This is a genomic window from Micromonospora xinjiangensis (genome assembly GCF_056150165.1).
The window spans coordinates 265,540-291,052 of sequence record NZ_JAXCFO010000007.1 but is presented as its reverse complement, the minus strand read 5'-3'; the positions used below and the strand labels follow the sequence as shown (position 1 = coordinate 291,052).

Annotated in this window: 27 protein-coding genes; 17 read left to right on the top strand and 10 right to left on the bottom strand. The window is 74.3% G+C overall.

The window, feature by feature from the left end; genetic code table 11:
• Nucleotides 1–211 precede the first annotated feature (211 nt).
• Nucleotides 212–1,183: a pirin family protein gene (locus tag SM573_RS25165; RefSeq protein ID WP_474610355.1), complete on the top strand. Its 972-nt coding sequence runs from the start codon at nt 212–214 to the stop codon at nt 1,181–1,183.
• A gap of 49 nt (nt 1,184–1,232) precedes the next feature.
• On the top strand, nt 1,233–1,889 hold the full coding sequence (locus SM573_RS25160) for a hypothetical protein (protein WP_474610354.1): 657 nt from the start codon (nt 1,233–1,235) through the stop codon (nt 1,887–1,889).
• Nucleotides 1,890–2,170: 281 nt separating this feature from the next.
• Here SM573_RS25160 and SM573_RS25155 read toward each other — a convergent pair whose 3' ends face one another.
• Nucleotides 2,171–2,836, bottom strand: coding sequence for a DUF1345 domain-containing protein (locus SM573_RS25155; protein ID WP_474610353.1), 666 nt, complete (start codon nt 2,834–2,836; stop codon nt 2,171–2,173).
• Between the two features lie 46 nt (nt 2,837–2,882).
• A complete protein-coding gene (locus SM573_RS25150; protein ID WP_474610352.1) occupies nt 2,883–3,152 on the bottom strand; it encodes a DUF2795 domain-containing protein in 270 nt (89 codons plus the stop codon).
• Between the two features lie 173 nt (nt 3,153–3,325).
• Here SM573_RS25150 and SM573_RS25145 point away from each other — a divergent pair, with 173 nt between their 5' ends.
• The 5 genes from SM573_RS25145 to SM573_RS25125 all read left to right on the top strand — a co-directional run bounded on the left by SM573_RS25145 (nt 3,326) and on the right by SM573_RS25125 (nt 6,791).
• Nucleotides 3,326–3,739, top strand: coding sequence for a DUF2267 domain-containing protein (locus tag SM573_RS25145; RefSeq protein WP_474610351.1), 414 nt, complete (start codon nt 3,326–3,328; stop codon nt 3,737–3,739).
• Nucleotides 3,740–3,981: 242 nt separating this feature from the next.
• Nucleotides 3,982–5,001: a TerC/Alx family metal homeostasis membrane protein gene (locus SM573_RS25140; RefSeq protein WP_474610350.1), complete on the top strand. Its 1,020-nt coding sequence runs from the start codon at nt 3,982–3,984 to the stop codon at nt 4,999–5,001.
• Between the two features lie 116 nt (nt 5,002–5,117).
• Nucleotides 5,118–5,708, top strand: a complete 591-nt coding sequence (locus SM573_RS25135) for a sulfite oxidase-like oxidoreductase (protein WP_474610349.1) — start codon at nt 5,118–5,120, stop codon at nt 5,706–5,708.
• Nucleotides 5,701–6,480, top strand: a complete 780-nt coding sequence (locus tag SM573_RS25130; RefSeq protein WP_474617200.1) for a ferredoxin reductase — start codon at nt 5,701–5,703, stop codon at nt 6,478–6,480. The genes SM573_RS25135 and SM573_RS25130 overlap by 8 nt, the downstream gene beginning before the upstream one ends.
• A gap of 17 nt (nt 6,481–6,497) precedes the next feature.
• Nucleotides 6,498–6,791 carry a DUF6510 family protein gene (locus tag SM573_RS25125; protein WP_474610348.1) on the top strand — a complete coding sequence of 98 codons (294 nt, stop codon included), beginning with the start codon at nt 6,498–6,500 and terminating at the stop codon, nt 6,789–6,791.
• A gap of 63 nt (nt 6,792–6,854) precedes the next feature.
• On the opposite strand, the gene SM573_RS25120 is transcribed toward SM573_RS25125, so the two are convergent.
• Nucleotides 6,855–8,486, bottom strand: coding sequence for a glycosyltransferase family 2 protein (locus tag SM573_RS25120; protein WP_474610347.1), 1,632 nt, complete (start codon nt 8,484–8,486; stop codon nt 6,855–6,857).
• A gap of 268 nt (nt 8,487–8,754) precedes the next feature.
• Between SM573_RS25120 and SM573_RS25115 the strand changes: the two genes are divergently transcribed.
• Complete coding sequence (locus SM573_RS25115) at nt 8,755–9,276, top strand: GNAT family N-acetyltransferase (RefSeq protein ID WP_474610346.1); 522 nt, start codon at nt 8,755–8,757, stop codon at nt 9,274–9,276.
• Between the two features lie 92 nt (nt 9,277–9,368).
• On the opposite strand, the gene SM573_RS25110 is transcribed toward SM573_RS25115, so the two are convergent.
• Entirely contained in the window at nt 9,369–9,530 is a 162-nt protein-coding gene (locus SM573_RS25110) for a hypothetical protein (RefSeq protein ID WP_474610345.1), read from the bottom strand.
• A gap of 104 nt (nt 9,531–9,634) precedes the next feature.
• Nucleotides 9,635–11,080, bottom strand: coding sequence for a M20/M25/M40 family metallo-hydrolase (locus SM573_RS25105; RefSeq protein ID WP_474610344.1), 1,446 nt, complete (start codon nt 11,078–11,080; stop codon nt 9,635–9,637).
• Nucleotides 11,081–11,197: 117 nt separating this feature from the next.
• Between SM573_RS25105 and SM573_RS25100 the strand changes: the two genes are divergently transcribed.
• Together SM573_RS25100 and SM573_RS25095 are read left to right on the top strand one after the other, a co-directional pair.
• Complete coding sequence (locus SM573_RS25100) at nt 11,198–13,348, top strand: amylo-alpha-1,6-glucosidase (protein ID WP_474610343.1); 2,151 nt, start codon at nt 11,198–11,200, stop codon at nt 13,346–13,348.
• Nucleotides 13,349–13,389: 41 nt separating this feature from the next.
• Complete coding sequence (locus SM573_RS25095) at nt 13,390–14,691, top strand: NAD(P)/FAD-dependent oxidoreductase (protein WP_474610342.1); 1,302 nt, start codon at nt 13,390–13,392, stop codon at nt 14,689–14,691.
• Between the two features lie 53 nt (nt 14,692–14,744).
• On the opposite strand, the gene SM573_RS25090 is transcribed toward SM573_RS25095, so the two are convergent.
• The 3 genes from SM573_RS25090 to SM573_RS25080 form a co-directional block, all read right to left on the bottom strand.
• Entirely contained in the window at nt 14,745–15,821 is a 1,077-nt protein-coding gene (locus SM573_RS25090) for an AI-2E family transporter (protein WP_474610341.1), read from the bottom strand.
• Nucleotides 15,822–15,915: 94 nt separating this feature from the next.
• A complete protein-coding gene (locus SM573_RS25085) occupies nt 15,916–16,722 on the bottom strand; it encodes a spermidine synthase (protein WP_474610340.1) in 807 nt (268 codons plus the stop codon).
• Between the two features lie 97 nt (nt 16,723–16,819).
• Nucleotides 16,820–17,800, bottom strand: a complete 981-nt coding sequence (locus tag SM573_RS25080; RefSeq protein WP_474617199.1) for a DUF2267 domain-containing protein — start codon at nt 17,798–17,800, stop codon at nt 16,820–16,822.
• Between the two features lie 202 nt (nt 17,801–18,002).
• Here SM573_RS25080 and SM573_RS25075 point away from each other — a divergent pair, with 202 nt between their 5' ends.
• Entirely contained in the window at nt 18,003–18,320 is a 318-nt protein-coding gene (locus tag SM573_RS25075) for a hypothetical protein (protein WP_474610338.1), read from the top strand.
• On the opposite strand, the gene SM573_RS25070 is transcribed toward SM573_RS25075, so the two are convergent.
• On the bottom strand, nt 18,307–18,798 hold the full coding sequence (locus SM573_RS25070) for an STAS domain-containing protein (protein ID WP_474617198.1): 492 nt from the start codon (nt 18,796–18,798) through the stop codon (nt 18,307–18,309). The two genes, SM573_RS25075 and SM573_RS25070, sit on opposite strands and share 14 nt — an antisense overlap.
• 205 nt (nt 18,799–19,003) lie before the next feature.
• On the opposite strand from SM573_RS25070, the gene SM573_RS25065 reads away from it, so the two are divergent.
• The 5 genes from SM573_RS25065 to SM573_RS25045 all read left to right on the top strand — a co-directional run bounded on the left by SM573_RS25065 (nt 19,004) and on the right by SM573_RS25045 (nt 23,364).
• Complete coding sequence (locus tag SM573_RS25065; RefSeq protein WP_474617197.1) at nt 19,004–20,710, top strand: PP2C family protein-serine/threonine phosphatase; 1,707 nt, start codon at nt 19,004–19,006, stop codon at nt 20,708–20,710.
• Nucleotides 20,707–21,738: a cobalamin B12-binding domain-containing protein gene (locus tag SM573_RS25060; RefSeq protein WP_474610335.1), complete on the top strand. Its 1,032-nt coding sequence runs from the start codon at nt 20,707–20,709 to the stop codon at nt 21,736–21,738. The genes SM573_RS25065 and SM573_RS25060 overlap by 4 nt, the downstream gene beginning before the upstream one ends.
• 80 nt (nt 21,739–21,818) lie before the next feature.
• A complete protein-coding gene (locus tag SM573_RS25055; RefSeq protein ID WP_474610334.1) occupies nt 21,819–22,166 on the top strand; it encodes an STAS domain-containing protein in 348 nt (115 codons plus the stop codon).
• A gap of 66 nt (nt 22,167–22,232) precedes the next feature.
• Nucleotides 22,233–22,679: a response regulator gene (locus SM573_RS25050; protein WP_474610333.1), complete on the top strand. Its 447-nt coding sequence runs from the start codon at nt 22,233–22,235 to the stop codon at nt 22,677–22,679.
• Nucleotides 22,680–22,827: 148 nt separating this feature from the next.
• A complete protein-coding gene (locus SM573_RS25045; RefSeq protein ID WP_474617196.1) occupies nt 22,828–23,364 on the top strand; it encodes an ATPase in 537 nt (178 codons plus the stop codon).
• 7 nt (nt 23,365–23,371) lie between these two features.
• On the opposite strand, the gene SM573_RS25040 is transcribed toward SM573_RS25045, so the two are convergent.
• On the bottom strand, nt 23,372–24,223 hold the full coding sequence (locus SM573_RS25040) for a hypothetical protein (RefSeq protein ID WP_474610331.1): 852 nt from the start codon (nt 24,221–24,223) through the stop codon (nt 23,372–23,374).
• Between the two features lie 408 nt (nt 24,224–24,631).
• On the opposite strand from SM573_RS25040, the gene SM573_RS25035 reads away from it, so the two are divergent.
• Nucleotides 24,632–25,504, top strand: a complete 873-nt coding sequence (locus SM573_RS25035; RefSeq protein WP_474610330.1) for an endonuclease/exonuclease/phosphatase family protein — start codon at nt 24,632–24,634, stop codon at nt 25,502–25,504.
• Nucleotides 25,505–25,513: the final 9 nt, after the last annotated feature.

The window sequence follows — 25,513 nt, the reverse complement described above, 5'->3', positions numbered from 1 at the left end:
AGTACTGGAACAGCTGACAACCCGCACAACCACAACCGCAACCACACACTGACACTGCTGGCCGGCACCCGAACCCGGGTGCCGGCCAGCGGCATGTCCAGGCACACCGCGCGGGCGGGCGGGTTCACGGACACGCCCGCGCCGGGTGGTGTGGGGAACACGGGCCCGGTATGCGGCCTGGCGGGAGGGCGGCGGAGCGTACATTCGGGCGGTGGACCGTACCGAATCATTGCCGGCGCAGACCCGACCACCTGGCGTGGCAGCGGTCGATCCCGGCAGCGTGCTGTTGCCCGGTCACGACGTGCCGCTGGGGCGGTACACGACGGTGCGCCGCCTGCTGCCGCAGCGCCAACGGCGGATGGTCGGCGCGTGGTGCTTCGTCGACCACTTCGGCCCGGACGACGTGGCCCAGCGGCCCGGCATGGAGGTGCCACCGCACCCGCACACCGGCCTGCAGACGGTGACGTGGCTGCTGGACGGCGAGATCCTGCACCGCGACAGCCTCGGCAGCGTCCAGCCGATCCGCCCTGGCCAGTTGAACGTGATGACCTCGGGGCACGGGATCGCCCACTCCGAGCGGTCGCCGCAGGAACACCCGCCGGTGATGCACGGCGTGCAGCTCTGGATCGCGCTGCCGGACCCGGCGCGCGCCGGCGCGGCCGACTTCGCCCACCACGAGAACCTGCCGCGCTGGCGTGACGGCGGACTGGACGTGACCCTGCTGGTCGGCGAGATCGCGGGCGAGCGGTCACCGGCGGCGGTGCACACGCCCCTGGTCGGCGCGCAGCTCGAACTGGCCGGCGCCGGGCCGGTCGATCTGCCGCTGCGGCCCGAGTTCGAGTACGGGCTGCTGGCCATGTCCGGCTCCGCGGAGGTCGACGGGGTGCCGTTCGCGCCGGGCGCGCTGCTCTACCTCGGCACCGGGCGTGACCGGCTGACGGTGCGCGGCGCGGTCGGTAGCCACCTGCTGCTGCTCGGCGGCACGCCCTTCGAGGAGCCGCTGGTGATGTGGTGGAACTTCGTGGGGCGCTCGCACGAGGAGGTCGCCGCCGCGCGGGAGGACTGGATGGCGGGGCGGCGGTTCGGCGTGGTCGCCGACGATCCCGCGCCCCCGTTGCCCGCCCCGGCGCTGCCGACCACCCGGCTCAAGGCGCGCGACCGCAGCGGCGGCCTGCACGACTGAGCACCGCCGGGGCCGAGTGTGACCGGCGGCGGCGCGGGTAGTCGCCCTCATGCCGATCTCCAGCATCGAGGACAAGAAGCGTCTGGTGCGCCGCCTCGCCGGCAGCGGACGCGGCTTCGCCGAACAGTACGGCTTCCAGGTCACCAACAACCCCTCCAGCCTCTTCCAGGTGCTGTACCTGTCGGTGCTGCTGGCCCGGCGGGGCGACTTCCGCCGTGCGGTGGACAGCGCGCAGGCGCTGCGGGACGTGGGTTGGGACAGTGCGGCCCGGCTGGCCCGTTCGTTGCACGAGTCGCGGGTGCGGGTACTGCGCGACGCGGGCCAGCGCGGGGACGTCGACGCGCTCGCCGACCAGCTCGGCGACCTCGCCCGCGTGGTGGTGGACCGGTACCGCGGTGACCTGCGTCGGCTGCGCGCCCAGGCGCAGTACGACCCCGGCCGGGAGCGCGAACTGCTCGCGCGGCTGCCCGGGGTGGACGGTCAGGTGGTCGAGCTGTTCCTGCGGGAGGCGCAGGCGCTCTGGCGGGAGGTGGCCCCGGTGGCCGACCGGCGGGCCCTGGCCGCCGCGCGTCGCCTCGGGCTCGGCCGCTCCGCCGGTGACCTGGCCGGACTCGCCGGTTCGGGCGAGTCGGAACAGCTGGCCTGGCTGGTGGGAGCGCTGGCCCGGGTCGACCTGGAGAAGCGGTACGCAGAGGTGATGAGCTGAACAGCGTACGTGGGCTGGCCCACAGTCCTGGTTTTCCTGACCGTTCGGACGATGGGCATTGTATGATGATCGCGGCAGTCATGCCCGCCCGGTTCGGGCGTACCTGATTGCCTGGTGGCCCCGGCCCGGTTCGGGCCCTCCGGCCACCCAGGACAGGTTCTGCGTGGCGCCCCAGGTCGCGGTTCGCGGCCCGGGGCGCCCGCCTGTCTCTGGCGGCCGGCACCGCGTCGGCGGGCGCCGCCGCGTCGGCCGGCGCCGCCGGGCGTCACGCCCGTCCGGGATCAGGTCAGACCGGCCAGCAGGTTCACCGTCACCGCGATGACGAACGCTCCGAGCAGGAACGACAGCAACGAGTGCGTCAGGACGGCCCGGCGCATCTCCGCGCTGGTCAGGCTGGTGTCCGACACCTGGAAGGTGGTGCCGACGGTGAACGCCACGTACGCGAAGTCCACGTAGCACGGCGGGTCCGACTGGTGGAAGTCGATGCCCCCGTCCGGGCCGGTGTAGTAGACCCGGGCGTATCGCGCGGTGAACACCGTGTGCACGACCAGCCAGGACAGCAGCACGCTGAGCACCCCGGCCGCGCCGTACAGGTCGCGGGGCAGGCCCTGCGGCGCCGTGTCGGCGCCCCCGATGACCAGCAGCACGGCGACGAGACTGGCGACCCCCGCGCCGAGGAGCAGCACGTCGCGGATGGCCCGGTTCGCGTCCTGGAACGCGGCCAGCCGAGCCGTCTGCGCGGCGTCCAGCGGCCAGATCTTCCGCCAGACGATGACCAGCCAGGTGACCGCGGCGACGTCCCAACCCGCCAGCGGGGCCATCAGGGGCGAGACCAGGACGCCGAACGTCACGCCCACGCCCACGCCGACCGCCGCCACGATCACGATCTGGACCATGGCGGGGGTGTGCCCGTCGGGCATGGTGGGCCGGCTCGCCGCGGCGGTCACCCGCCTCCCGCCGTCGCCCTCTGGTGCAGGCGCGGGCACCGTCGGGTCAGATGCCGCGAAGATGCTGGGAGACGCGGGTGTGCGGCTCGCGCGCCTGCGCGGCCCGCTGGGACGGGCTGAGTTCGGGCGCGGCGTCGATGCCGGCGGAGCGGGCCACCTCGTTGCCGTTGGCGTAGTCCACCGGTGGCAGCGCCCGCAGCGCGCGCAGGACGTCCGGGGGCGCCCCCTCCCGCTCGGCCTCCCGGATCACGTCGTCCTTGCCGGCCGGGTAGTCCAGGCTCGACAGGTATTGCAGGACGTCGGCGTAACTCGCCATGGCGTCGTCTCCTCGGGCATCGATCCGGTCACGACCGGCGGCGGTTACCCGCCACCGCGCCCGTCACGCCGGCTCGCCCGAGGGAAATCCGGCGCCGAAGGGCCGGGACGGTTGTTTCCGCCGCCGGTCCGGGGGTACGCGCTGGCCCCGACGCAGCCCCCGAGGAGCACGCGATGAACTACGACACCTTCATCGACCAGGTGGCACAGCGGACGAGGACGTCGTCCGGGCAAGCCGCCGCCCTCACCGCGGCCACGCTGGAGACGCTGGCCGAGCGGCTGACCGGGGGAGAGGTGCTCGACCTTGCGGCGCAGCTGCCGAAACCGCTGCAGACGGTGTTGAAGCCGAGCCCGCGTACGGAGGCGGCCGAGGGGTTCGGCGCCGCCGAGTTCACGGCGCGGGTCGCCCTGCGCGCGGGCGTGGACGAGCGCACCGCTCGGGACGGCGCCCGCGCGGTCTTCACCACGCTGCGGGAGGCGATCACCGCGGGCGAGTTCGACGACGTGGTGACGCAGCTGCCCCGGGATTACCGGGCGATGGTGGAACCGGCCATGGCGCCGGGAGCCGCGCTGCGCCGCGGGGCCTGAGCCGGCGCGGGTCCGCACGCCCGTTCGCCGGGAAGGAGGCTGTTGACCTGGGCAACCATCGACACGCCCGCGACACCCCGGCTGGCGTCTCGATTGAGCCTGACCTAACCTTGTCCCCGCGAGGGGAGTACTTCCCACGAACCATTCCGGTCAGTACGGCGTGCCCGGCACGCCTCGGGTGGTTGCCCACCAAAGTGGGTGAAGGAGACCTCGAACATGGCACGGTGTTCGAGGAGGCCCCCATGTCCGAGCTGTCATACCTGTCCGCCGCCGAATTGACCACGGTCGGCACTCCCACCCTGTGGGCGGTGACGATCCTCGGCGTGCTCGCCCTGCTGGTGCTGGACTTCCTCGTCACCCGCCGGCCGCACGAGGTGTCGCTGCGCGAGGCGCTCGGCTGGTCGGCGTTCTACATCGCCCTCCCGCTGGCGTTCGGCGCCTGGGTCTGGAACCGCTACGGCTCCGAGTTGGGCGTCCAGTACCTCACCGGTTACCTGGTGGAGAAGTCGCTCTCGGTCGACAACCTCTTCGTCTTCATGCTGCTGCTGGCCGCCTTCGCGGTGCCCGCGGTGCTCGCCCAGCGGGTGCTCCTCTACGGCATCGCGGGCGCGCTCGTGCTGCGCGCCGTGTTCATCGCCCTCGGCGCGGCCGCGCTGGAGACGCTGGACTTCGCCTTCCTGCTCTTCGCCGTCATCCTCATCGCCACGGCGGTGAAGCTCCTGCGTGACGCCCTCAGCGGGCACCAGCAGGAGGTGGACATCAACAAGATGCGCTCGGTCCGCCTGCTGCGCCGGTTCATGCCGGTCACCGACGACTACCAGGGCACCCGGATGACGGTCCGGCAGGCCGGGCGGCGCGCGCTCACCCCGTTCGCCCTCGTGGTGGTGGCCGTCCTCGCCACCGACGTGGTCTTCGCGGTCGACTCGGTGCCCGCCGTCTACGGCATCACCGAGGACCCGTACCTGGTCTTCGCGACCAACGCGTTCGCCCTGCTCGGCCTGCGCGCGCTCTACTTCGTCCTGCACGCCGCGCTCAGCCGACTCGTCCACCTCAGCTACGGCCTGGCGATCATCCTGGCGTTCATCGGCGTCAAGCTCGGCCTGCACTGGGCGCACGGCATCTGGAAGGGCGTGCCCGAGATCCCGACGCTCGCGTCGCTCGGCGTCATCATCGGCGTCCTCGTGGTCGTCACCCTCACCAGCCTGCGCGCCACCCGCAACCGCGAGCCGTCGCAGCCCGAGGTCGTCGCCGAGCACCGGTGACCCGGCCCGCCGCGTGCCGGCACCGCCCGGCACGCGCGCCACGCCCCACGACCACGGGGTACGCGGAATGATCCCGCTCCGCGCCGTGTGGGTGGTACGACTGACGGGTGGGAATCGTGTCGCCAGGCTTCCAGGGCCGGCCCCGCTCGTCGGAGCCCGCCCTGCCTCCGGGGCAGTATCTGACCCAGGACTTTCCGGTGCTCTCCGCCGGCCCGACGCCGCGGGTGCCGCTGGACACCTGGGAGTTCGTCATCACCACCGAGGCCGGCGCGGAGTACCGCTGGTCCTGGTCGGAGCTCATGGCGTTGCCGCAGGAGACGCCGCACGTGGACATCCACTGCGTCACCCGCTGGTCGAAGCTCGGCACCAACTGGCAGGGCGTCTCCCTCGACACGCTGCTCGACGGCATCGACACCGAGGCCACGCACGTCCTGGCGCACTCGTACGGCGGCTACACCACCAACCTTCCGCTCGACGACCTGCGCGGTGGGCGGGCCTGGGTGGCGCACACCTTCGAGGGCGGTGACCTGCCCCCCGAGCACGGCGGGCCGGCCCGGTTGCTCGTGCCGCACCTGTACTTCTGGAAGTCCGCCAAGTGGGTGCGGGGCCTGCGGCTCATGACCATGGACCAGCCCGGTTTCTGGGAGACGGCGGGCTACCACGACTACGGCGACCCGTGGCGCGAACAGCGGTACCAGGGTGACTGAGCGCGCCGCCGCGGTGCGCCCCCCGGCTCGCGCGCCGCTCACCTGGCAGGTCGCCCGGCTGGTGGAACGCCGCGTGGAGACCCCGAGCGCCCACACGCTGGTGCTGGAGGTGCCCGGCTGGCCGGGGCACCTGCCGGGGCAGCACCTCGACGTGCGCCTCACCGCGCCCGACGGCTACCAGGCCGCCCGCTCCTACTCGCTGGCCGGGCCGGTCGTGGACGGCCCGGGCGGGCCGTGCATCGAGCTGACCGTGCAGCGGGTGCACGACGGTGAGGTCTCGCCGTACCTCATCGACGTCTACTCCGAGGGCGACCCGGTGGAGGTGCGCGGCCCGGTCGGCGGCTGGTTCGTGTGGCGGCCGGAGGAGACCGCGCCGGTCCTGCTGGTGGGAGGCGGCTCGGGGATCGTGCCGCTGATGGCGATCCTGCGTGCCCGCCGCGAGGTGGGCAGCCGGGCGCCGTTCCGGCTGCTCTACTCCGTCCGCACCCCGGAGGACCTCATCTACGCCGACGAGTTGCGCCGGCGCGGCCGTGACGACCTCGGCCTCGACGTGGCCTACCTCTACACGCGCCGCGCACCGGAGGGCTGGCGGGGCGAGCCGCACCGCATCGGGGTGGCCGACGTGAACAACCACGGCTGGCCCCCCGACCTGGAGCCGCTCAACTACGTCTGCGGCCCCACGGGGTTCGTGGAGACCGTGGCCGACCTGCTCGTCGGGCTGGGGCACCAGCCGCGGCGGGTGAAGACCGAACGGTTCGGCCCGACCGGCTGACCGGCGAGGAGACAGCGATGACCGAGATGTCCTACGTGGACGGGAACATGCTCGACGGGCCGCTGCGGGAGCTGTTCACCGTCGACCTGAGCGGTGCCACCGGCCGGTGCGAGACCTGCGGGATGATCGGCCCGATGGGCGAGCTGCGCGTCTACTCGCACGCCCCCGGCCTGATCGGGCGCTGTCCGAGCTGCGCCGAGGTGATGCTCCGCCTCGTCCGCTCGCCGACGTGGGCGCGGCTGGACCTGCGCGGCACGACCTTCCTCCAGGTGCCCATGCCGCTCGACCAACCGCACCCCGGCCCGCTGTAGGGCGGCCACGGGCCGGTCCCGTCCCGGCCACGCCGCGCGGTCGAGCCCCACCACGCGGGCGGGTCAACCGTTCGCGGCCAGGTCCGCCGGGCGGGCGGTCGCCGGGTGCGCCGCGACCGGGACCGGCGCGGTCTCCGGGCGCGGGGCGGGTACGACCGGCGCGGTACCCCGCAGACGGCGGCGCAGCCGGCTGGCCACCTGCCCCGCGGTCACCGGCACCACGGTCAGGACGAGTTGCCCGTTGCGCTGGTCGACGCTCGCGCCGACGCCGTAGACGCGCAGGCCGCGCCGGCCCGCCCGCGGGCGTCCGGTGATCAGGCGGGGTGCCCGCACCGGGGCGCTGCCGTCGCCGTGGGTCCCGGTCAGCTCGGCGCGCACCGGGAACCGCCTCCCGGACGCCGCGCTGGCCGCGAGCAGCCGCGCGATCGGAAAGCTGGCGCGGACGGTGCTGCCCGTACGGTCGGCCGGGTCGAGCACGGTCGTGCCGACCAGTTCACCGGCGACGAGCCGGACCGGGCCGGCGAGCCGGGAGAAGCCCGGGTGCGGGCTGCGGGCGGTGACGACCAGGGTGTCGCCGTCCTCCCAGCCAATCGAGATCGCGTCCAGCCGGGCCAGCCAGTCCGCCCGTACGTCGGTGACGTCGGCCCACTCGCGACGGCGGGTGCCCGGATAGTCCGCGTACCAGCGCTCGCCCGACAGTACCGTCGTCGGGACGCCCCGCTCCACGTCCTGCCTGATCACCGCGAGCAGCTCGTCGACGTCACCCACCCCGACGGCCCCGAGCCGCAGCCGCGCCTCGATGCCGAGCCGGTCGCGCACCCCGTCGGTGAGGTACCTCTCCACCAGCCGGCGGACGACCCCGTGCACGCGCTCCTGGGTCGGGCGGTCCAGGTGGCGGAAGTCGTCGCCGACCAGGTTGGCCACCTCCAGGCCGAAGTGCCGGCGCAGGACGGCGTCGCGCTGCCATCCGGCGGGGATCAGCTCCGCGATGAACGTGACCAACCGTTCCACGCTGACCAGCCGCTTCTCGACGCCGCTGTGGTAGGTGATGTTGCGCGCGTCCAGCCGGCGGACCGCGTGGTAGAAGTCGTAGTCGGCGAGCACCGAGACGCGCCCGGCCCGGTAGCAGGCCTCCAGGGTGAACGGCTGGTCGCTGAGGACCGGCATGTCCTCCGGGAAGCGCAGCCCGTGACGGTCGACCAGCTCCCGGCGGAACAGCTTGGTGTTCGCCAGCGACCAGGGCAGGGCCGAGGAGAACAGGTCCACGTCGACCGCGTTCCCGGCGAAGATGTCCTGGAAGACGTGCCGGCCGTTCACCCCCACGACCCGGCCCAGCACGACGTCGGAGCCGTGCCGGTCGGCCGCCGCGACCAGACGTTGCAGCGCCTCCGCGCCCAGGTGGTCGTCCGAGCCGAGGAAGAACACGTACCGGCCGGTCGCCAGCTCCAGCCCCCGGTTGCACGGCCCCGCGGGGCCGCCCGAGTTGGCCTGGTGCACCACCGTCAGCACGCCCGGGTGCCGGGCGGCGAGCCGGTCGAGCAGGCGCCCGCTGCCGTCGGTGGAACCGTCGTCCACCGCGATGATCTGCATGCGTTCCGCGCCGATGCTCTGGGCCAGCAGGGACGCCAGGCAGCGGCGCAGGTAGGGCATGGTGTTGTAGACGGGGACGATGACGCTCACGTCGGGCGGGGTCATCCGGTCGCTCCTTGCGCATCCGGCAGGCCGGAGGGCCCACCTGCTCCCCCGCCCGTCGCCGGTCCCTCCGGCGCGACACCCCACGCTGGCGGAGTCATGCGTACGGACGGCGACGGCGACGTGACGGCAGATGAACAGGCAGGCGGCGTTTGGTCGCGGCCGGCCCGACCCGGCAGCGGAGACCTCGGTCGCACGAGGGCGGCACGGCGCCGGCACGCAGCCCGAATGCGGTGGACATCGGCGGCCCCAGCGGTGAGAGTGGTCCGCCGTGAGGTACCTGCGCTCCGCCGGCCACGTCGCCATCCGCCGGCCCCGGCCCGACGACGAGGCCGAGTTCATCGCCGCCGCCCGCCGCAGCCGGGAGCTGCACCATCCCTGGCTCGCCGCGCCGGACACCCCCGAGCAGTACGCGGCCTACCTGCGCAAGAACCGCCGGCGGGAGAACACCGGCTACCTGATCTGCGACCGGGCCAGCGGGGCGATCGCGGGCTACGCGAACATCAGCGGCATCGTGCTGGGCGCCCTGCGCGGCGGCTACCTGGGCTACGCGGCGTTCCTGCCGTACAGCGGCACGGGGCACGCCTCGGGTGGCATCCGGCTGGTGATCGAGCACGCGTTCACGGTGCTGGGGCTGCACCGGCTGGAGGCGAACATCCAGCCCGGCAACGAGGCGTCCCGGCGGGTGGCCCGCAAGCTCGGCTTCCGACTGGAGGGGTACTCGCCCGACTACCTGTTCATCGACGGGGCGTGGCGCGACCACGAGCGCTGGGCGATCACCGCCTCCGGGTGAACCGGGCGTACCGCGACGACGCGGCCGGCCCGCGCCGAGCGGGGCACGGCCGCCCCGTCGGGGGGGCGGCCGTGCCCCGCGGGGGCTGTGGGTCAGCGGCCGGGGCCTCGCGCGCTCCTCGCCTCGACGGTGAGGCGCTCGAAGCGGCCCTGCTTCTGTTCGACCCGCCGCCGCTGCCGCGGCGTGAGCTGCTTGCGCCCGCTCTGCCGCAGGTAGATCGGCTGCCGCTGGTCGTTGGACATCGGCATGCTCATGACGCCCGTGTTCCTTCCCCTCGGCTGTCGGTGCGACCACCACCGTCCCGCGCGCCCGGGTGAGCCGGCCCCACCGGGATCGGGTGAGGCCGGCCGCGGCGTGATCAGCTGCCCGGTCGGGGGAAGGCCACCGGGCTGCGCAGACCGGTGCGCCCCACCGCCCGTACGCCGAAGAAGACGTTGTCCTTCGACAGGTCGACGGTCACCCGGGTGACGTCGCCGACCGCGATCACCTTCTGCCACTCGGCGGCGGTCGTCTCCCGCCAGAGGACCTCGTAGCCGGCCAGGTCGGGCTCGTCGCCGCGCTCCCAGCGCAGGGTGGTGTTGTTGGTCAGGTCGGTGGTGACGATGACCGCCCCCTTCGGGGTGCCGGGCGCCTGCGCCAGTGACCAGAGCGCCGCGCCGTTCACCCGGGCCACCCGGGTGATGTAGCCGAAGTCGCAGAATTCCGGCAGGTCGCCGTACTGCTGCCCGTCGACCACGCGGACGTCCTGGTGCTGGTGGGCGAAGTCCTCGTTCGGCTCGGTGAACCGCCCCGCCGGCCAGCCCTGGCGCAGGAACGAGATGTGGTCGCTGCCGCGCAGGTAGCGGTCCCGCCGGTAGATCACGCGGACGTCCATGCCGGTCGCGCCGTTCTCGGCGACGTCCTTGACGAACCGGGCGAGCTGCCGCGACGGGGAGTCGTTCTCGCCGCCCACCGACTGGCGGGTGGACGCCTCCGCGGGTGTCTCCGCCGTGGGCACCCCCTCGGCGAAGAGGCGGACGCCGCGCGGGTCCCGGGTGCCGTCGTCGGCGGTGCTGCTGCCCACGATGTCGTTGCTGAACATGCCCTGCACGTCCGCGCCGGCCGCCTTGAGCTGGGCGGCCAGGTACGTCGACCCGTAGAGGTTCTGCTCCTCGCCCGCCACCGCGGCGAAGACGATCGTGGCGGCGGTGCGCCGGGTGGCCATCAGGCGGGCCAGCTCCATCACCACCGCCACCCCGGAGGCATCGTCGTCGGCGCCCGGCGCGTCACTGACTGCGTCCATCACGTCCGAGGCCCGGGAGTCGTAGTGGCCGGTGATGACGTACGTGCGGTTCGGCGACGTCTCCCCGCGCAGGGTCGCCACCACGTTGGTGATCCGCGTCGGCACCGGGATCCGGGACGCCGGCTGCTGGACGTACGACTGGAGCTCCACCGTCATCCGGCCGCCGGAGGCGGCGGCGTACTCCCGCATCCGGTCGTGGATCCAGTCCCGCGCGGCGCCGATCCCGCGCTCGGGGTCGTCCTGGTCGGAGAGGGTGTGCCGGGTGCCGAACGCGGCGAGCCGGCGGACGATCGCCTCGATCCGGCGTTGGTCGACCGCGCGGAGCAGGTCCCGCAGCTCCCGGTCCGGAGGCTGCGGGCGGACGGGGTGACCGGGGCCGGGTGGTGTGGTGCCGCCGGACGCGGCGGCCGGCCCGGTGAGACCGGGGGCGACCACGGTGGCGGCCGTGGCGGCGGTGGCGGCGGACAGGAGGGTGCGGCGGGTCGGCCTCGTGGGCCGCGGGCCGCTGGCGTCATTTCCCATGACCGCATCCTCGCCATCGACGGACGTGTCTGTCTATATCGTCGTGGATGGATGTGTCTCCGGTTTCACCCCGCCGGGGTGATGCCGGCCCGCGTGACCGGTTCCTACGGTGAAGCCATGGCTGCCGTGCGTCCGACCCCCGCGAACCCCACTCCGACGCTGACCAGCGCCGCGGAGACCGGCGACCAGCGGGCGACCCCTCCCGAGCTGGGGCCGGACTCGTTGGCGGTGCTGAGCGGCCCGACGTTCATGTACGCCGACCAGTGCGGGGACGTGCCGCCGGGCAGCATCGGCGGGCTGGTGCACCTGGACACCCGGTTGGTGAGCGGCTGGGTGTTGTCGGTCAACGGCGACCGGCTGCTCGCGCTGCGCTCGCGCACGCTGGAGCACTACTCGGCCCAGTACGTGCTCACCAACTCCGCGCTGTGCGGCCTGCCCCCGAACAGCCTCGGCGTCCGCCGGCTGCGCGTCGTGAGCGACGGCTTCCAGGAGCGTGTGACGCTGGTGTCGTTCAGTCCCGAGCCGGTCCGGATCGAGCTGCGGCTGGCCGTGAGCGTCGACTTCGCGGACCTGTTCGAGCTCAAGTCCGGCGTCCGGGACCGCTCGGACCAGATCACCCGGGACCACCGGCCGGACGGGTCACAGCTGCTCTTCGCGTATGTGGCGGACGGGTTCGCGGCGCAGACGAGCGTGCGCGCCTCGGTGCCGGCCGACCGGGTGGAGGCCGACGACCTGGTGTGGGAGATCGACCTGCAACCGCGCCAGGAGTGGGAGGTGGACCTGCACGTGCCCCTGCCGCCCGGCATGGGGGTCGTGGAGCCGGTGCGGGGCGACATCGCCGACATCGTCCACGGCCGGGTGGAGGATCCGCTGCGCCGCTGGGCGGAGTCGCGGGCCGTGCTGCGCAGTGACCACGAGGGGCTGGAGCGGACCGTCCGCAAGTCGCGCGACGACCTCGCGGCGTTGCGCCTGGACCTGGAGGTCAGGGGCCAACGCATCATGCTCCCCGGCGCCGGCCTGCCCTGGTTCCTCACCGTGTTCGGCCGGGACACCCTGATCACCGCGTACCAGACGCTGGTCGGCGGCCCGATGCTGGCGAAGGGGGCGCTGCTCGCGCTGGCCCGGTTGCAGGGCAACGAGTGCGACGACTTCACCGACGAGGAGCCGGGCAAGATCCTGCACGAGGTCCGCAGCGGCGAGCTGACCCGCACCGGAGTGAAGCCGTACGCGCCGAACTACGGCACCGCGGACGCCACCCAGCTCTGGCTGATCCTGCTGTCGGAGTACTGGCGGTGGACCCGCGACGACGACACCGTCCGGATGCTGCGGGACAACGCGCTCGCCGCGCTGCGGTGGATCGACGAGTACGGCGACCGGGACGGCGACGGCTACGTCGAGTACGGCACCCGCTCGCCCGAGGGGCTGGGGAACCAGTGCTGGCGTGACTCGCCGGACGGGGTGTGCTTCGCCGACGGCCGGATCCCGGTGCTGCCGATCGCCACCAGCGACCTGCAGGGCTACGTCTACGACGCGAAGCTGCGCCTCGCCGAGCTGGCCGACGGGCCGCTCGCCGACCCGGCGCTCGCCGAGCGGCTGCGCGCCGAGGCGGCCGACCTCTTCGACCGGTTCAACCGCGACTACTGGATCGACGACCGGGGCGGCTACTACGCCGTCGGGCTGGACGCCGACAAGAACCCGATCGACACGAAGACCTCGAACATGGGTCACCTGCTGTGGAGCGGCATCGTGCCCCGCGAGCGCGCGGCGGCCGTGGTGCGGCAGCTGATGTCGAGGGGCATGTTCTCCGGCTGGGGGGTCCGGACCCTGTCCCGGGAGGAGCGGATGTTCAACGCCGTCGGCTACCACCTCGGCACCGTGTGGCCGCACGACAACTCGATCGCCGTGCTCGGCCTGGCCCGGTACGGCTACCGGGCCGAGGCGAACCGGATCAGCCTGGCGCTGCTGGAGGCGGCCGAACAGTTCGGCTACCGGCTGCCCGAGGCGCTGAGCGGGTTCGACCGGGATCGGCTCATCTTCCCGGTGCCGTACCCCACCGCGTGCAGCCCGCAGGCCTGGGCCACCGGAGCCCCGCTGGCGTTCGTCCGGGCGATGCTCGGCCTGGAACCGGTGGACGGTAGGCTGGTCATCGACCCCGACATCCCGGCGGAGATCGGCCGGATCACCGCGGACCGGGTCCGGGCCTTCGGGCACCTGTGGAACGTCGAGGCGGTGGGCAACGCCGGGTACGTGCGGCTCGCGAACGCCTGAGCCGGACGTTTGTCGGGCGGGTCGGCGGGAACGTGATCCCAATGACGAAGCCTCGTGTGGTGATCGTGGGGGCCGGGTTCGCCGGTTACCACGCGGCGAAGACGTTGAGCCGGCTGGCCCGCGACCGGGCCGAGATCGTCGTGCTGAACTCGACCGACTACTTCCTCTACCTGCCGCTGCTGCCCGAGGTCGCGGCCGGCGTGGTGGAGCCCACCCGGATCGCGGTGCCGCTGGCCGGGACCCTCGACGGCGTCCGCGTGGTCATCGGCGAGGCCGACGAGGTGGACCTGCAGAACCGGTGGGTGGGCTTCACCCAGCCGGAGGGGGACCGCAACCGCCTCGCGTACGACCGGCTCATCCTCGCCGTGGGCAGCGTCAACAAGCTGCTGCCGATCCCCGGGGTCACCGAGTACGCGCACGGCTTCCGCGGGCTGCCCGAGGCGCTCTACCTGCACGACCATGTGGTGCGGCAGATCGAGCTGGCCGAGCAGGCGGAGGATCCGGCGGAGCAGCAGGCGCGCGCCACCTTCGTGGTGGTGGGCGCCGGCTACACCGGCACCGAGGTGGCCGCGCACGGGCAGCTGTTCACCGACGCGCTGCACGCCCAGCGGCCCCGGCTCACGCAGCGCCCCCGCTGGATGCTGCTCGACGTGGCGAAGCGGGTGCTGCCCGAGCTGGACAAGCGGATGTCGGACACCGCCCACCGGGTGCTCCAGCGTCGCGGCGTCGACGTCCGGATGGGCACCTCGGTGGCCGAGGCGACCGCGGACGGGGTGAAGCTCACCGACGGCGAGTACGTGCCCACCTGCACCCTGGTGTGGTGTGTGGGCGTGCGCCCGGACCCGTTCGTCGCCGAGCTGGGCCTGCGCACCGAACGCGGCCGGCTGGTGGTCGACGAGTACCTGAACGTCCCCGGCTTCCCGGAGGTGTACGCCTGCGGCGACGCGGCGGCCGTACCGGACGCGACCCGGCCCGGGCAGATCTGTGCGATGACGGCGCAGCACGCCCAACGGCAGGGGAAGCTCGCCGCGCACAACATCGCCGCCTCGTACGGGCACGGCCGTCGCCGGCCCTACAAGCACCACGACCTGGGCTGGGTGGTCGACCTCGGCGGCAAGGACGCCGCGGCCAACCCGCTGAAGGTCAACCTGGCCGGCCTGCCGGCGAAGGCCGTCACCCGCGGCTACCACCTGCTCGCGATGCCGGCGAACCGGACCCGGATCAGCGCGGACTGGCTGCTCGACGCGACCCTGCCGCGGCCGTCGGTGCAGCTGGGCCTCATCCCGGCGAACGCCGTCCCGCTGGAGAGCACGGCTCCGGAGGTGCCCGTGCGCCACCGCTGAGCGGCGCCCACCGCCCGGTCTTCGTCGGCTCGACCGCCGGCGGGCCGGGCTCGTCAGCCGCTCGGTCGCGGGTCGGGTTCCGCCGGCGGGGGTGGCGGGCGCCGGAACGGGCCGTACTCGCGGACCAGGATCTGCACGATGCCCGCCGCGGGGATGGCGAGCAGCGCACCGATCAGCCCGGCCAGCTCGGCGGCGAGCAGGAGGCTGACCAGCACCGTCAGCGGGTTCAACCGGACCGCGCGGGACAGGATCACCGGCCACAGCAGGTGGTTCTCCACCTGCTGGTAGATGACGAAGAAGACCAGCACGACGATCCCGGCGGTGGGGGAGTGCACGAAGGCGGCCAGGGCCGCGATGACCGTGGCGAGCGTGGCCCCGACGAGGGGGATCAGGTCGGCGATCGCCACCAGCAGGGCGATCACGGCGGCGAACGGGACGCCGGTGACCAGCAGTACCACGAACGTCAGCAGGCCGCAGATCACGCTGATGAGAAGGTTGCCGGTCAGGTAGCCGGTGACGGTGCGCGCCGCCTCGTGCCCGATTCGCCGCCACCGTGCGGCCCGGGGCTCGCCGGCCGCCGACAGCAGCGTGCCGGTGATCCGGGGGGCCTCCAGCACCATGAGGTACGACAGGACGATCACGGTGATGAGCCCGATGACCCCCTCCGCCACGCTGCGCAGCGCCCCGACCGCGGGGCGGCGCAGGCGCTCGGCGTACTGGGTGATCTGGTCGGAGTGGTTGGCGAGGTAGTCGCGCAGCCCGATGCGGTCCAGCAGCCGCCCGATCGGGCCCTGCCCGGCGCGGGCCTCGCGCAGCAGTTCCGGGGCCCGCTCGGTGAAGCGCGCCAGGTCGTCGATGATCGGCACTACCATGACCGCGGCCAGGGCGGCGAGGACGACGAAGGCGACCACGAAGACCAGCAACGTGGCCAGCGCGCGCCGGTGGACCAGCCGGCGCTGCACGAGGTCGACCAGGGGCTTGAGCGCCACCGCGAAGAACACCGCGACCAGGGCCCAGGTCAGCACCCGGCGGGTGGCGTAGACGAAGGCCAGGGCGACCGCGGTGGCCAGCAGCAGCCCGATGACGATCAGCGCCCGGCGGGCGGTCCTGCGGTCATCGGTGCCGTTCACCCGCCGCGGCTACCCGGGACAGACCACGCGAAACCCGCGGGCGCGCGCGGATCGGGACGATCACGGCAGGGCCCACGGACGGGCGTAGCGGTCCTCAGCCGGGCGGATCGCCGCGATCGGTGCGATCGGCGTCGGTGCGGGGCCGGGCGCCCGCCACGAACCCGTCCAGGGCGGCGCCGTGCAGCACGCTGCCGGGCGCGCGGTCCCGGAGGGTCACCACGGCCAGCCGGGCCACCGGCAGCCGACCTGGTCGACGCGCGGCGGCGAGCACCAGGTTGCCGTACCGTCGCCCGCGCAGCATCCTCCGGTCGGCCAGCAGGCACACGTCGGCGAAGACCGCCCGTAGGGTGGCGACCTGCACGCGCGTGGCCACCAGCGGCGGGAGGTCGGTGAGGTTGACCAGGTAGACGCCCTCCGGCCGCAGGGTCCGGGCCACCTCGGCGGCGAACTCGGCGGTGCGGACGTGCGCGGGCATCCGCGCGGCCCGGTAGATGTCGGCGACCACCAGGTCGTACCGGCCCGGTGTCTCGGACGCCACCGCGGCGCGCGCGTCGGCGATCCGGAGATCCACCTCGGGCGGGAGGGGCGGCAGGTCCCGGGTGACCAGGTCCACCACCGCCGGGTCCCGCTCGATCACCCGCTGCGGCGAGCCGGGCCGGGTGGCCGCGAGGTAGCGGGGGAAGGTGAGCGCGCCGCCCCCGAGGTGCAGGGCGGCGAGCGGGGTGCCCGTGGGCGCCATCAGGTCGGCCACCGCGGCGAGTCGGCGCACGTACTCGAAGTGCAGGTAGCGGGGATCGGCCACGTCGACGTACGACTGCTCGACGCCCGCCGCGAGCAGCAGGCGCCCGGTGCGGCGGGCCGGGTCGGCGACCAGTTCGAGCCGGTCGCCCGCGGGGTCCATGCCCGGCACCGTAACCGATCACCGGACAGGCCGGGACCGGTGGGCCCCTGGTGGCGGGGACCGGCGGGCCGCGTGGCGGGCCCGCCGGTCCACGACGTCAGCCGCCGGCCATTCCGGCCCCGGCCTCGTCGATGGCGGCGTCGATCTGCCGGGCGAGGTCGACGTCCTGCGCGGTCACCGCGCCCGCCTGCCGGGACCGGACGGAGAGCACGGCGGCGGTCGGACCGGGCCGGCCGATCGTCGGTGCCCGTCCGGTGTCCTGCCGGAGCCGCTCGATGCGGTCCAGCACCCGGTCGAGGTTGTCGGCGGGCAGCGCGACGACCCGGTGCAGCCCGTCGCCGTCACCGGACCAGTACGGCAGGTCGGAGAGCGCCGCGGCCAGCTCCGCCTCGGTCAGCGGAGGCGTCGAGGTGGTCGGACCGACCACACCGCCCCCGGCCTGCGGCGGATCCAGCAGCTCGCGCAGCCCGTCCGGGACGTGCAGCGACTCGACCAGGTCGCCGTCGGCGTCGGCGAGCGCGGCGAGCGTCGCCTCCGCCTGGTAGCGGGCCTGCTCGGGGCTGTTGCCGCTGATCCGTCCCACCTCGGCGAGGAAGCCGGGCAGGTCGCGACGCCGCTGGATCCCGTCGACCGGGACCACGTCGTGCAGCGACGCGGGCACCGCGGAGAGCAGGCGCCGCCGCTCCGCCTCGTCCAGCGCGAACGCCAGCACCAGGACGGTGGCCTCGGCGCCCACCTTTGCTGTGCGGAAGTCCACGCCGGCGCGCCGGCGGACGCCGTCGACGAGGTCGTGGTAGCCCATCGTCGTCGTCGCGCCGGTGTTCACGCCCGGCGCCACCTGGGGCCGGGGATTCGTCGGCGTGCCGGTCGGCGGCGGGGACGGCCCACCGCGGTTGCTGTTCGCCTTGTGCCGGCTGCCGGCCGGCGGCGGCCCCGCACGCTTGCCCCGGTCGAGGTGGGTCAGCTGCTTGGAGGCGCTCAGGCTGGCGCCCGTCTCGCTGGGCTGGCGACCCTGCTCCCGCGCCTGTCGGGCGAGTGCCCGGCGGCGCTGGTTGTCGCCCTCCATCTGCTTGCGCATGGTGACACCCCTTCCGCTGGGGATCGTGGTTCCGCCGCTGCCTTCCCGAGGCCGCAGACAAGGAAACGGACGCGCCGCGCCGCCCGGTCCCGCCGGGGGGACCGGCTTCATCCGGCGGGGGTGAGGGACGGTCACCCGCCGGGGCCGCATGATCGGAACCAGGACCGGAGTTCTTCCGAGGTACGCGGAAGGGAAGGTCGTCATGAAGAGGATCGTCGAGATCGTCCCCGCGAGGCCCGGTTGGTACGCCCGCTGGCAGGTCTCACCGGAAACCACCCGCTGCTACCCGGTCAGCCTGTGGGCGCTGCTGGAGGAGGCCGACGGCACCGGACGCGAGGTGATCGGCGTGGACTGCATCGGCCAGTGGCCGGGGGCGGACGACAACGAGGCGGGCGGGGAGTTCGTCCGCTACCTGTTCCAGACGCCGGGCTCCGGCCCGCCCGAGGACGCCGAGCCGGAGCCCCCGGCGGGCGACCAGCGCGCTGACGGACCGCGACTGCAACCGGTCACCGCCACCTGAGACCACACTCCGGCCCCTGACCCCTGGTCCCAGGGTCGGGGGCCACCCGAGCGCCGGGCCGCCCCGCCACACCGGGGCGGCCCGCGCCGGGGCTCAGGCGTCGGCCGTGGGCCGGTCGGGCTCGGGCCCGGGCCTGCGGCGGGCGCGCCAGCAGGCCGGTCACCCCGGTCATGTCCAGGATCGTGTTGAGGAACCGGGGAAGCGCGCGCAGCTCGAGCGCGCTGCCGGCCTGCTGGCCCTCCCGCCACGCGTACACGATCACCGCTAGCCCCGTGCTGTCGATGAAGAGCAGGTCGGCGAAGTCCAGGACGAGGCGCGGTGGCGCGTCGGCGAGCAACCGGTCGATCTCGTCGCGCAGCGGTGCCGCCGTGGTGTAGGCCAGGTCACCGCCGACCCGGATCGACGGCGCCACCGGGTCGGTGCGGTCCACGGAGAGGCTGAGCGGTGTCTTCTCGGGTGTCGGCCCGTGGGATGCCACGCTCTTGCCTTTCCACGGGGTGCCGGTCCGGCCGGATCGGGCCGATCGTAACAACCTGCGGGACCATCCGCCCGGCGCCGCCGCCGGGTCCACCAGTGCGTGACGGTGGCGGTTCGGACCTGCCGGCGTAGGGTGGGCGTGGTATCGGACCAGGAGACAGTTGGTCCCGGCGCACCCGGGACGACGGGGATGCGGGGCTCACCGGGTGGTTGCTGCCGAGGTCAGGGACGGGGACCGGGGCGACGGGCACACCTCCCGGTGGAGCGGCTCCCGCGTCCCGGGCCGGCCCGCCCGCCCGGGACCGACGGCCTCGCCCGGCGCGTCCGACTGGTCCGAGATCGTCCCCCAGCTGCGGGAGGGTGTGATCGTCTGCGACGCGGACGGCCGCGTGCAGCACCTGAGCCCGCCCGCCGCGCAGCTGCTCCCCGAGATCTCCCCGGGTGCGCTGCTCGCCGCGGCCGGCGTACCCGGCCTCACCGCCGACCCCGCCGGCTTCGAGCACCGGTCGCGCCGGCTCAAGGCGCGCCGGGTGCCGCTGTCGGGGGGTCGCTGCTGCTGGTACGTCGAGGACGTCACCGACAGCGTGAGCCGCGCCGACGCCCTGCTGGCCGAGCGGGCCCGCACGGCCTTCCTCGCCGCTGTCGGCGAGAAGCTCGGCAACCCGTTGCACCCGGACCGGGCCGCCGCGGCGATCGCCCGGCTGGCCGTGCCCACCCTCGCCGACGTGGCGGTCCTGGTGCTCGCGCCCCGGGCCGGCCGCGCCCGCTGGTGGCGCGCCACCCGGGCGGACGACGAGGTCTCGACCGTGGACACGGGCGTGCTGCCCGCCGGCGACCTGCCCCCGGCCGTCACGGACGGGCTGGCCGGGGTGCCGACGCACACGGCGGACTGGCTGGTCGAGCACGCCGTCGAGGCCGGCTGGCTGCCCGCCCGGGGTGACCCGCACGTACGGCTCGTGCCGCTGCCCGGCGCCGACGCCCCGGCCGGCGTGCTGCTCGTCGCCCGCCCCGCCGACCCGTCCGACGACGAGGCCGGGGCGGACGTGCTCCAGGCGTTCGCGGTCCGGGCCGGCGCAGCCCTGACCGCCGCCACCCTGTACCGGGACCAGGCGGAGGTGGTCGAGACCCTCCAGGCAAGTCTGCTGCCGGTGGCGCCCGCCGCGACCGCGGGTGTCCAGTGGGGCACGGCGTACCGGCCGGCGCAGGCGGGGCTGCGGATCGGCGGGGACTTCCTCGGCGCGTACCGGCGCTCCGACGGCTCGGCGCTCTTCTTCCTCGGCGACGTGTCGGGCAAGGGGGTGGAGGCGGCCGTCCTCACCGGCCAGCTGCGCCAGTGCCTGCACGCGCTGCACCGCGTCGAGTCCCGGCCCGCCCCGCTGCTCGGGCTGGTCAACGAGGCGCTGCTGGAGACCGCTCAGGCGTACGACCAGGGCCGCTTCGCGACGCTGGTGCTCGGCGTGGCGCGACCGCACCCCGACGGCGGGCTGACGCTCACCATGGCCGGCGGCGGGCACCTGCCGCCGCTCGTGCTGCGGGACAGCGGAGAGGTGGAGACGGTGCCGCTGAGCGGGATGCTGATCGGCGTCGTCCCGGACCCGCGCATCGGTGAGGTGACCGTACGGCTGGAGCCGGGCGAGACGTGCGTGCTCTACAGCGACGGGGTGACCGAGGCGCGGGGCGGCCCCCGCGGCGACGAGTACTTCGGGACGGCGCGGCTGGTCGACGCGCTGACCGGCTGCCAGCGGGTGCCGGCGCCCGCGCTGGCCGAGCGCGTGGAGCAGGTGACCAGTGACTGGCTGACGTACGGCGACCACGACGACATCGCCGTGCTGGCGCTGCGTGCCACCGGGCCGGTGTCGCGGCGCCCGTCCGCCGGGACCGGGCCGGCACCGGCGCGGCAGGTCGCCCCGTGACGACGGTGCCACGGGACGCGTTCCTCGGCTACCTGGACCGCCTCGCCGAGCCCGACGAGGACGGCGCGATCGAGGTCGCCCTCGGCCTGCTCGACGCCGGCGTCCCGGCCGAGCGGGTGCTGCTGGATCTCGTCGCGCCCGCCCAGGCGGAGGTGGGGGAGCGGTGGGCGCGCAACGAGTGGAGTGTCGCCCAGGAGCACGCCGCGACCCACATCAGCGAACGGGTGGTGGCCGCGCTCGCCGGCCGCACGGGTTCCCGGCCGACCCGCGGGCGGGTGGTGGTGGCCTGCATGGACGGCGAGTGGCACGCGCTGCCGCCGCGGCTGGTCGCCGAGGTGCTCCGATTGCGCGGCTGGCGGGTCACCTTCCTCGGGGCGAGCGTCCCGGCCGCGCACCTGGTGGCGTACCTGCGCCGGCACGACGCCGACGCGGTCGCGCTGGCGTGCGCGCTGCCGATGCGGCTGCCCCACGCGCACCGGATGGTCGAGGCCTGTCGCCGCGCCGACGTGCCGGTCGTGGTCGGCGGGCGGGGGTTCGGCTCCGACGGCCGCTGGGCCCGCCGCCTCGGCGTCGCCTGGGCGGCGGACGCGCCCGCCGCCGCCGACCTGGTGGCGGACGAGCGGGCGTTGACCCGCGTGCCGCCCGCACGGCTCGCGCCACCCGACGACGAGTACGCCGCCCTGGCGAGGCGACGCGCCGAGCTGATCGACGGGGCGATGGCCGACCTGCGTGACCGCGTCCCGGCGACCCGCGAATACACTCCGGCGCAGCGTGACGCGACCGTGGCCGACCTGGGTCACCTCGTGGACTTCCTCGCCGCCGCGCTCTACGTGGACGACGGCTCGCTGTTCACCGAGTTCGTGCAGTGGCTGGTGTCGGTCCTGACCAGCCGCGGGGTGCCGGCCGGCGCGCTCGGCGTGACCCTGGAGCTCTACGGGCGGAGGCTGCACGACTTCCCCCGGGCGGTCGGTTTCCTCCGCCGGGGACGGGCGCTGCTCACCCCCGCCGGGGCCGGTGCCCGCCCCTGACGGTGACGCCGGCGGACGCGGCGCTGCTGCTTATACTTGCTCCACTGCAAACATCCTGCGCCGGAGCGAGGGGGAACACGGTGACCTTCACCGTCACGTACGCCGACCGCGACGGCGCCGGCGCGTGCCTGCGCCTCGCGGGCGAGCTGGACATGAGCACGGCCCCCGAGTTCAACGCCGCGGTCGACCGGCTCACGGCGGCGGGCGAGCACCGCCTGCTGGTGGATCTCACCGAGCTGACATTCTGCGACTCGACCGGCATCGCGGCGTTCGTCCGGGGCGACAACCGGGCCGCCGCGGACGGCGGGTGGCTGCGGGTCACCGGCGCCAGCGGGCGGGTCGAACGTGTGCTGCGACTGACCGGCGTCGCCGAGCTGCTCGGCTACGATTCGCAACCGGTCGACCCGGCGACACGGATCGCGCCCTGATCGGCTAGATTCCGCCAGCACCGCACCGAGAAGTCCCTTTCACCGCTGACCAGAGGCAGGTAGCTCATGGGCGCAGAAAGCCCGAACCCGGTCCGCATCCTCGTGGTCGACGACGATCCGGGTGACGTGCTCATGATCGAGGAGGCGCTGCAGGACTCCGACGTGGACAAGGTCATCGACGTGGTGAGCGACGGTCAGGAGGCGATGGAGTTCCTCCGGCGCGAGGGGCGGCACACCGACGCCGTACGGCCCGATGTCATCCTGCTCGACCTGAACATGCCCCGGATGGACGGGCGGCAGGTGCTCGGCGAGGTCAAGAAGGACGCGGACCTGCGTACCATCCCGGTCGTCGTGCTCACCACCTCGAACGCCGACACCGACGTGCTGGGCAGCTACACCCTCCAGGCGAACGCCTACGTCACCAAGCCGATCGACCTGGACGACTTCAACGACGTGGTGCACCGGATCGACGAGTTCTTCGGCCGGGTGGTCGTGCTGCCCAAGCGCCCCTGAGCCCGCGCCGCCCCGGGCCCGTCTCGCGGTCGCGAGGGCGCGCCGGTGCTCGCATGCTGAACATTTCCCCCGAACCTCCGCGCGGGCCCGCCCCGCCGCCGAGGATTTCAGGTGGGGAAGTATCGCCGGCTGTGTGGGGGGCGACAGCATGAGGTTCTCGGTCGTTGAGCGGGGCTACGACCAGCGGCAGGTGGACTCCTGCCTGGATGAGCTGGGTGTCCGGTTGACCCGGCTGTCGGCCTGGGTGGAGACCGTCCCGGGCGGCGGCCGCGACTGGGACCGGATCCGGCAGGAGGCGGCCGGGCTCTGCGGCCTGCTGCGCCGGCTGCACCTGGACGACGCGGGCGTCGTGGGGCAGTCCACCGGCGAGGTCGAGCGGGAGGCGGCCGCGATCCTCGCGAAGGCGCGCTTCGAGCTCGACGCGGCCCGTGAGGAGGCCCGGCAGGTGCGCGAGCGGGCGTACGAGGACGCCGTGCGGACCCGCCGGGAGGTCGAGGCGGCGCTGCAGGCGCGCCGTCGGCGCGCGGCCCGGGTCGACGAGCTGCTCGACGGGGTGACCGTGGAGCCGGTGCCGGTGGACACGCCGACCGCGGCGGCCGGGGCGACCGGGGTGCCGTCCACCCGGGTGGGCGCCGGCGACGCGGTCGACCCGCCGGGCGGGCGTGACGACGCCCGGCTGCGCTGACCCGCCGTCAGGTGAGCGCGTCGACGACCGTCGTGGCCCGCTCCTCGTGCTGCGCGTACGCGTCGGGGAACGCGGAGACCTGTACGGTCTGCGCGGCGACGGTGAGGCTCATGTCCTGCCAGCCGGGCACCTTCAGCAGCGCCAGGTAGAACGCGCGGGCCGCGTACGCGGGACGCATCAGGTCACGGACGGTGCCCCAGCCGCTGCTCGGCCGCTGCTGGAACAGGCCGACCGAGTCGTGGTCCCAGCCGATGGCCTGGTGCGGGTAGTCCTGCGACTCGGGCAGCACGCCGCTGGCGTAGTTGTAGAGGTTGCTCTCCTGCATCGCGGTGGCCACCGCGATGACGAGGCCCTGCTTGGGCACGCCCAGCTCGCGACCGACGTCGACGATGATCTTCGCGTTGTCCATCTGCGCCTGGGTGAGCCCGGCCACCGGGCGCGGGCGGCGCGGCTTCGGCGGCTTCTTCGGCGCGGTCTTCTTCTTGGTCGCGGTGGGGCTCGGGGTCGCGGTCGGGCTCGGGCTGACCGGGGTGGGCAGTGGGCTGCGCTCCAGCGACCGGGAGGCCCGGCGCTCGTCGGCGAGCGCCGCCCGCTCGGCGACCGCCTCGGCCGGCGGCTGCGGGCGGTCATCGCTCTCCGGACGGGCGCCCGCGTAGGTGGCGACACCGAGGCAGCAGGCGACACCGGTGGCGAGGGCCACCCGGGCGGGCGTCGAGGTCAGCAGCGCCCGGGCGCCGCTTCGCGGCGGTTCCGGAGCCCGGTGCCGGCCGATCGTCCGTTCGGCGGATGCGGGGTCGATCGTACGGCGACGGGTGGGGGTGGTGGTGAGCTCGTGGTCGGAGGGATGGTCGGGATGCACCCGCCGAGGCTAGAAAGCTGAGGGCTTCCTGCCACCCGCCTGGTTCGTGGCATGCGTCACAATTTGCCACCACTGTGCGGGGCATTGCGGTCGGGTGACGACGAAGGTGATGAAGCACGCGTCTCGGGTATTACCGCTATGACCGTAATGTGGGGATGAGCTGGGCAGATGGGTGATCTTGGGCGAGCGGCGCGCCGGTCCGCCGTTCCTCCACCGGACGGCCGAGGTGGCCCTGGGCCGGACGGACCGCCGCGCGGTGGTGCGGACGACGGACCCGCGCGTCGCCTCCGGCGGCGCTTCCCGTGGGGTGACGGTCGGCCGCCATCCGGCCCGGCGGCCGGACACGGCCGGCCCCGTGCGGCCCGGCCCGGGTGGTCCGGCGGGTGGCGGCGGGGACGGCTCCTGGCCGTGGCGGCCGTGCTGGTCGCCGGTGTCCTGGCCGGGCACCGGGCCGTGCCGAACGTCCGTGGGCTCGGCAGTCTGCTCGACAGCGTCACCCCGCTGCTCGGCGTCGCGGTGCCGCTGCTCGCGCTCGGCGCCCTCCTGCGCCGGTCGCGCCTCGCCCTCGTCGCCGTCCTGCTGCCGGCCACCGTCTGGACGGCGCTCTACGCGGGCGCCTGGCTCGGACCCGGTCCGGCGCAGGGCAGCGCCACCTTCCGGGTGGTCAGCCAGAACCTGCGTGCCGGCAACCCCGACCCCGCGGCGACCGTACGGGCCCTCACCGAGGCCGGCGCGGACCTGATCGCCCTGCAGGAGGTGTCCGCGGACGACCGGGTCGGCGCGGTGCTGGACAGCCGCTACCCGCACCGGGCGACCGTCTCGACCGTCGCGCTCTACAGCCGCTACCCGATCCGGGAACGCGACGGGTTCGACACGGGCCTCGGGTGGAACCGCGCGCTGCGTGCCGTGGTCGCCACGCCGGACGGCGACCTGACGGTCTACGTGGTGCACCTCGGGTCGGCCCGGGCCGGCGACACCGCCACCCGCGACCAGACGGTCGCGGCGCTGGCCGACCGGCTGCGCGGTGACCCGGCCCGGCACCTGCTCGTCCTCGGCGACCTCAACACCGCGAGCACCGACCGCGTCTTCACCCCGCTGACCCGGCTGCTGGACGACGCCCAGGCCGACGCGGGCCGCGGGTTCGGTTTCACCTGGCCGGCCGCCGTCCCGGTGACCCGGCCGGACCACGTGCTCTACCGGGGTCTGACCGCGACGTCGGCCGGGGTGCTGCGCACACCCGACAGCGACCACCGCGCGGTGACCGCGGGCTTCCACTGGTAGCGGCCCGCC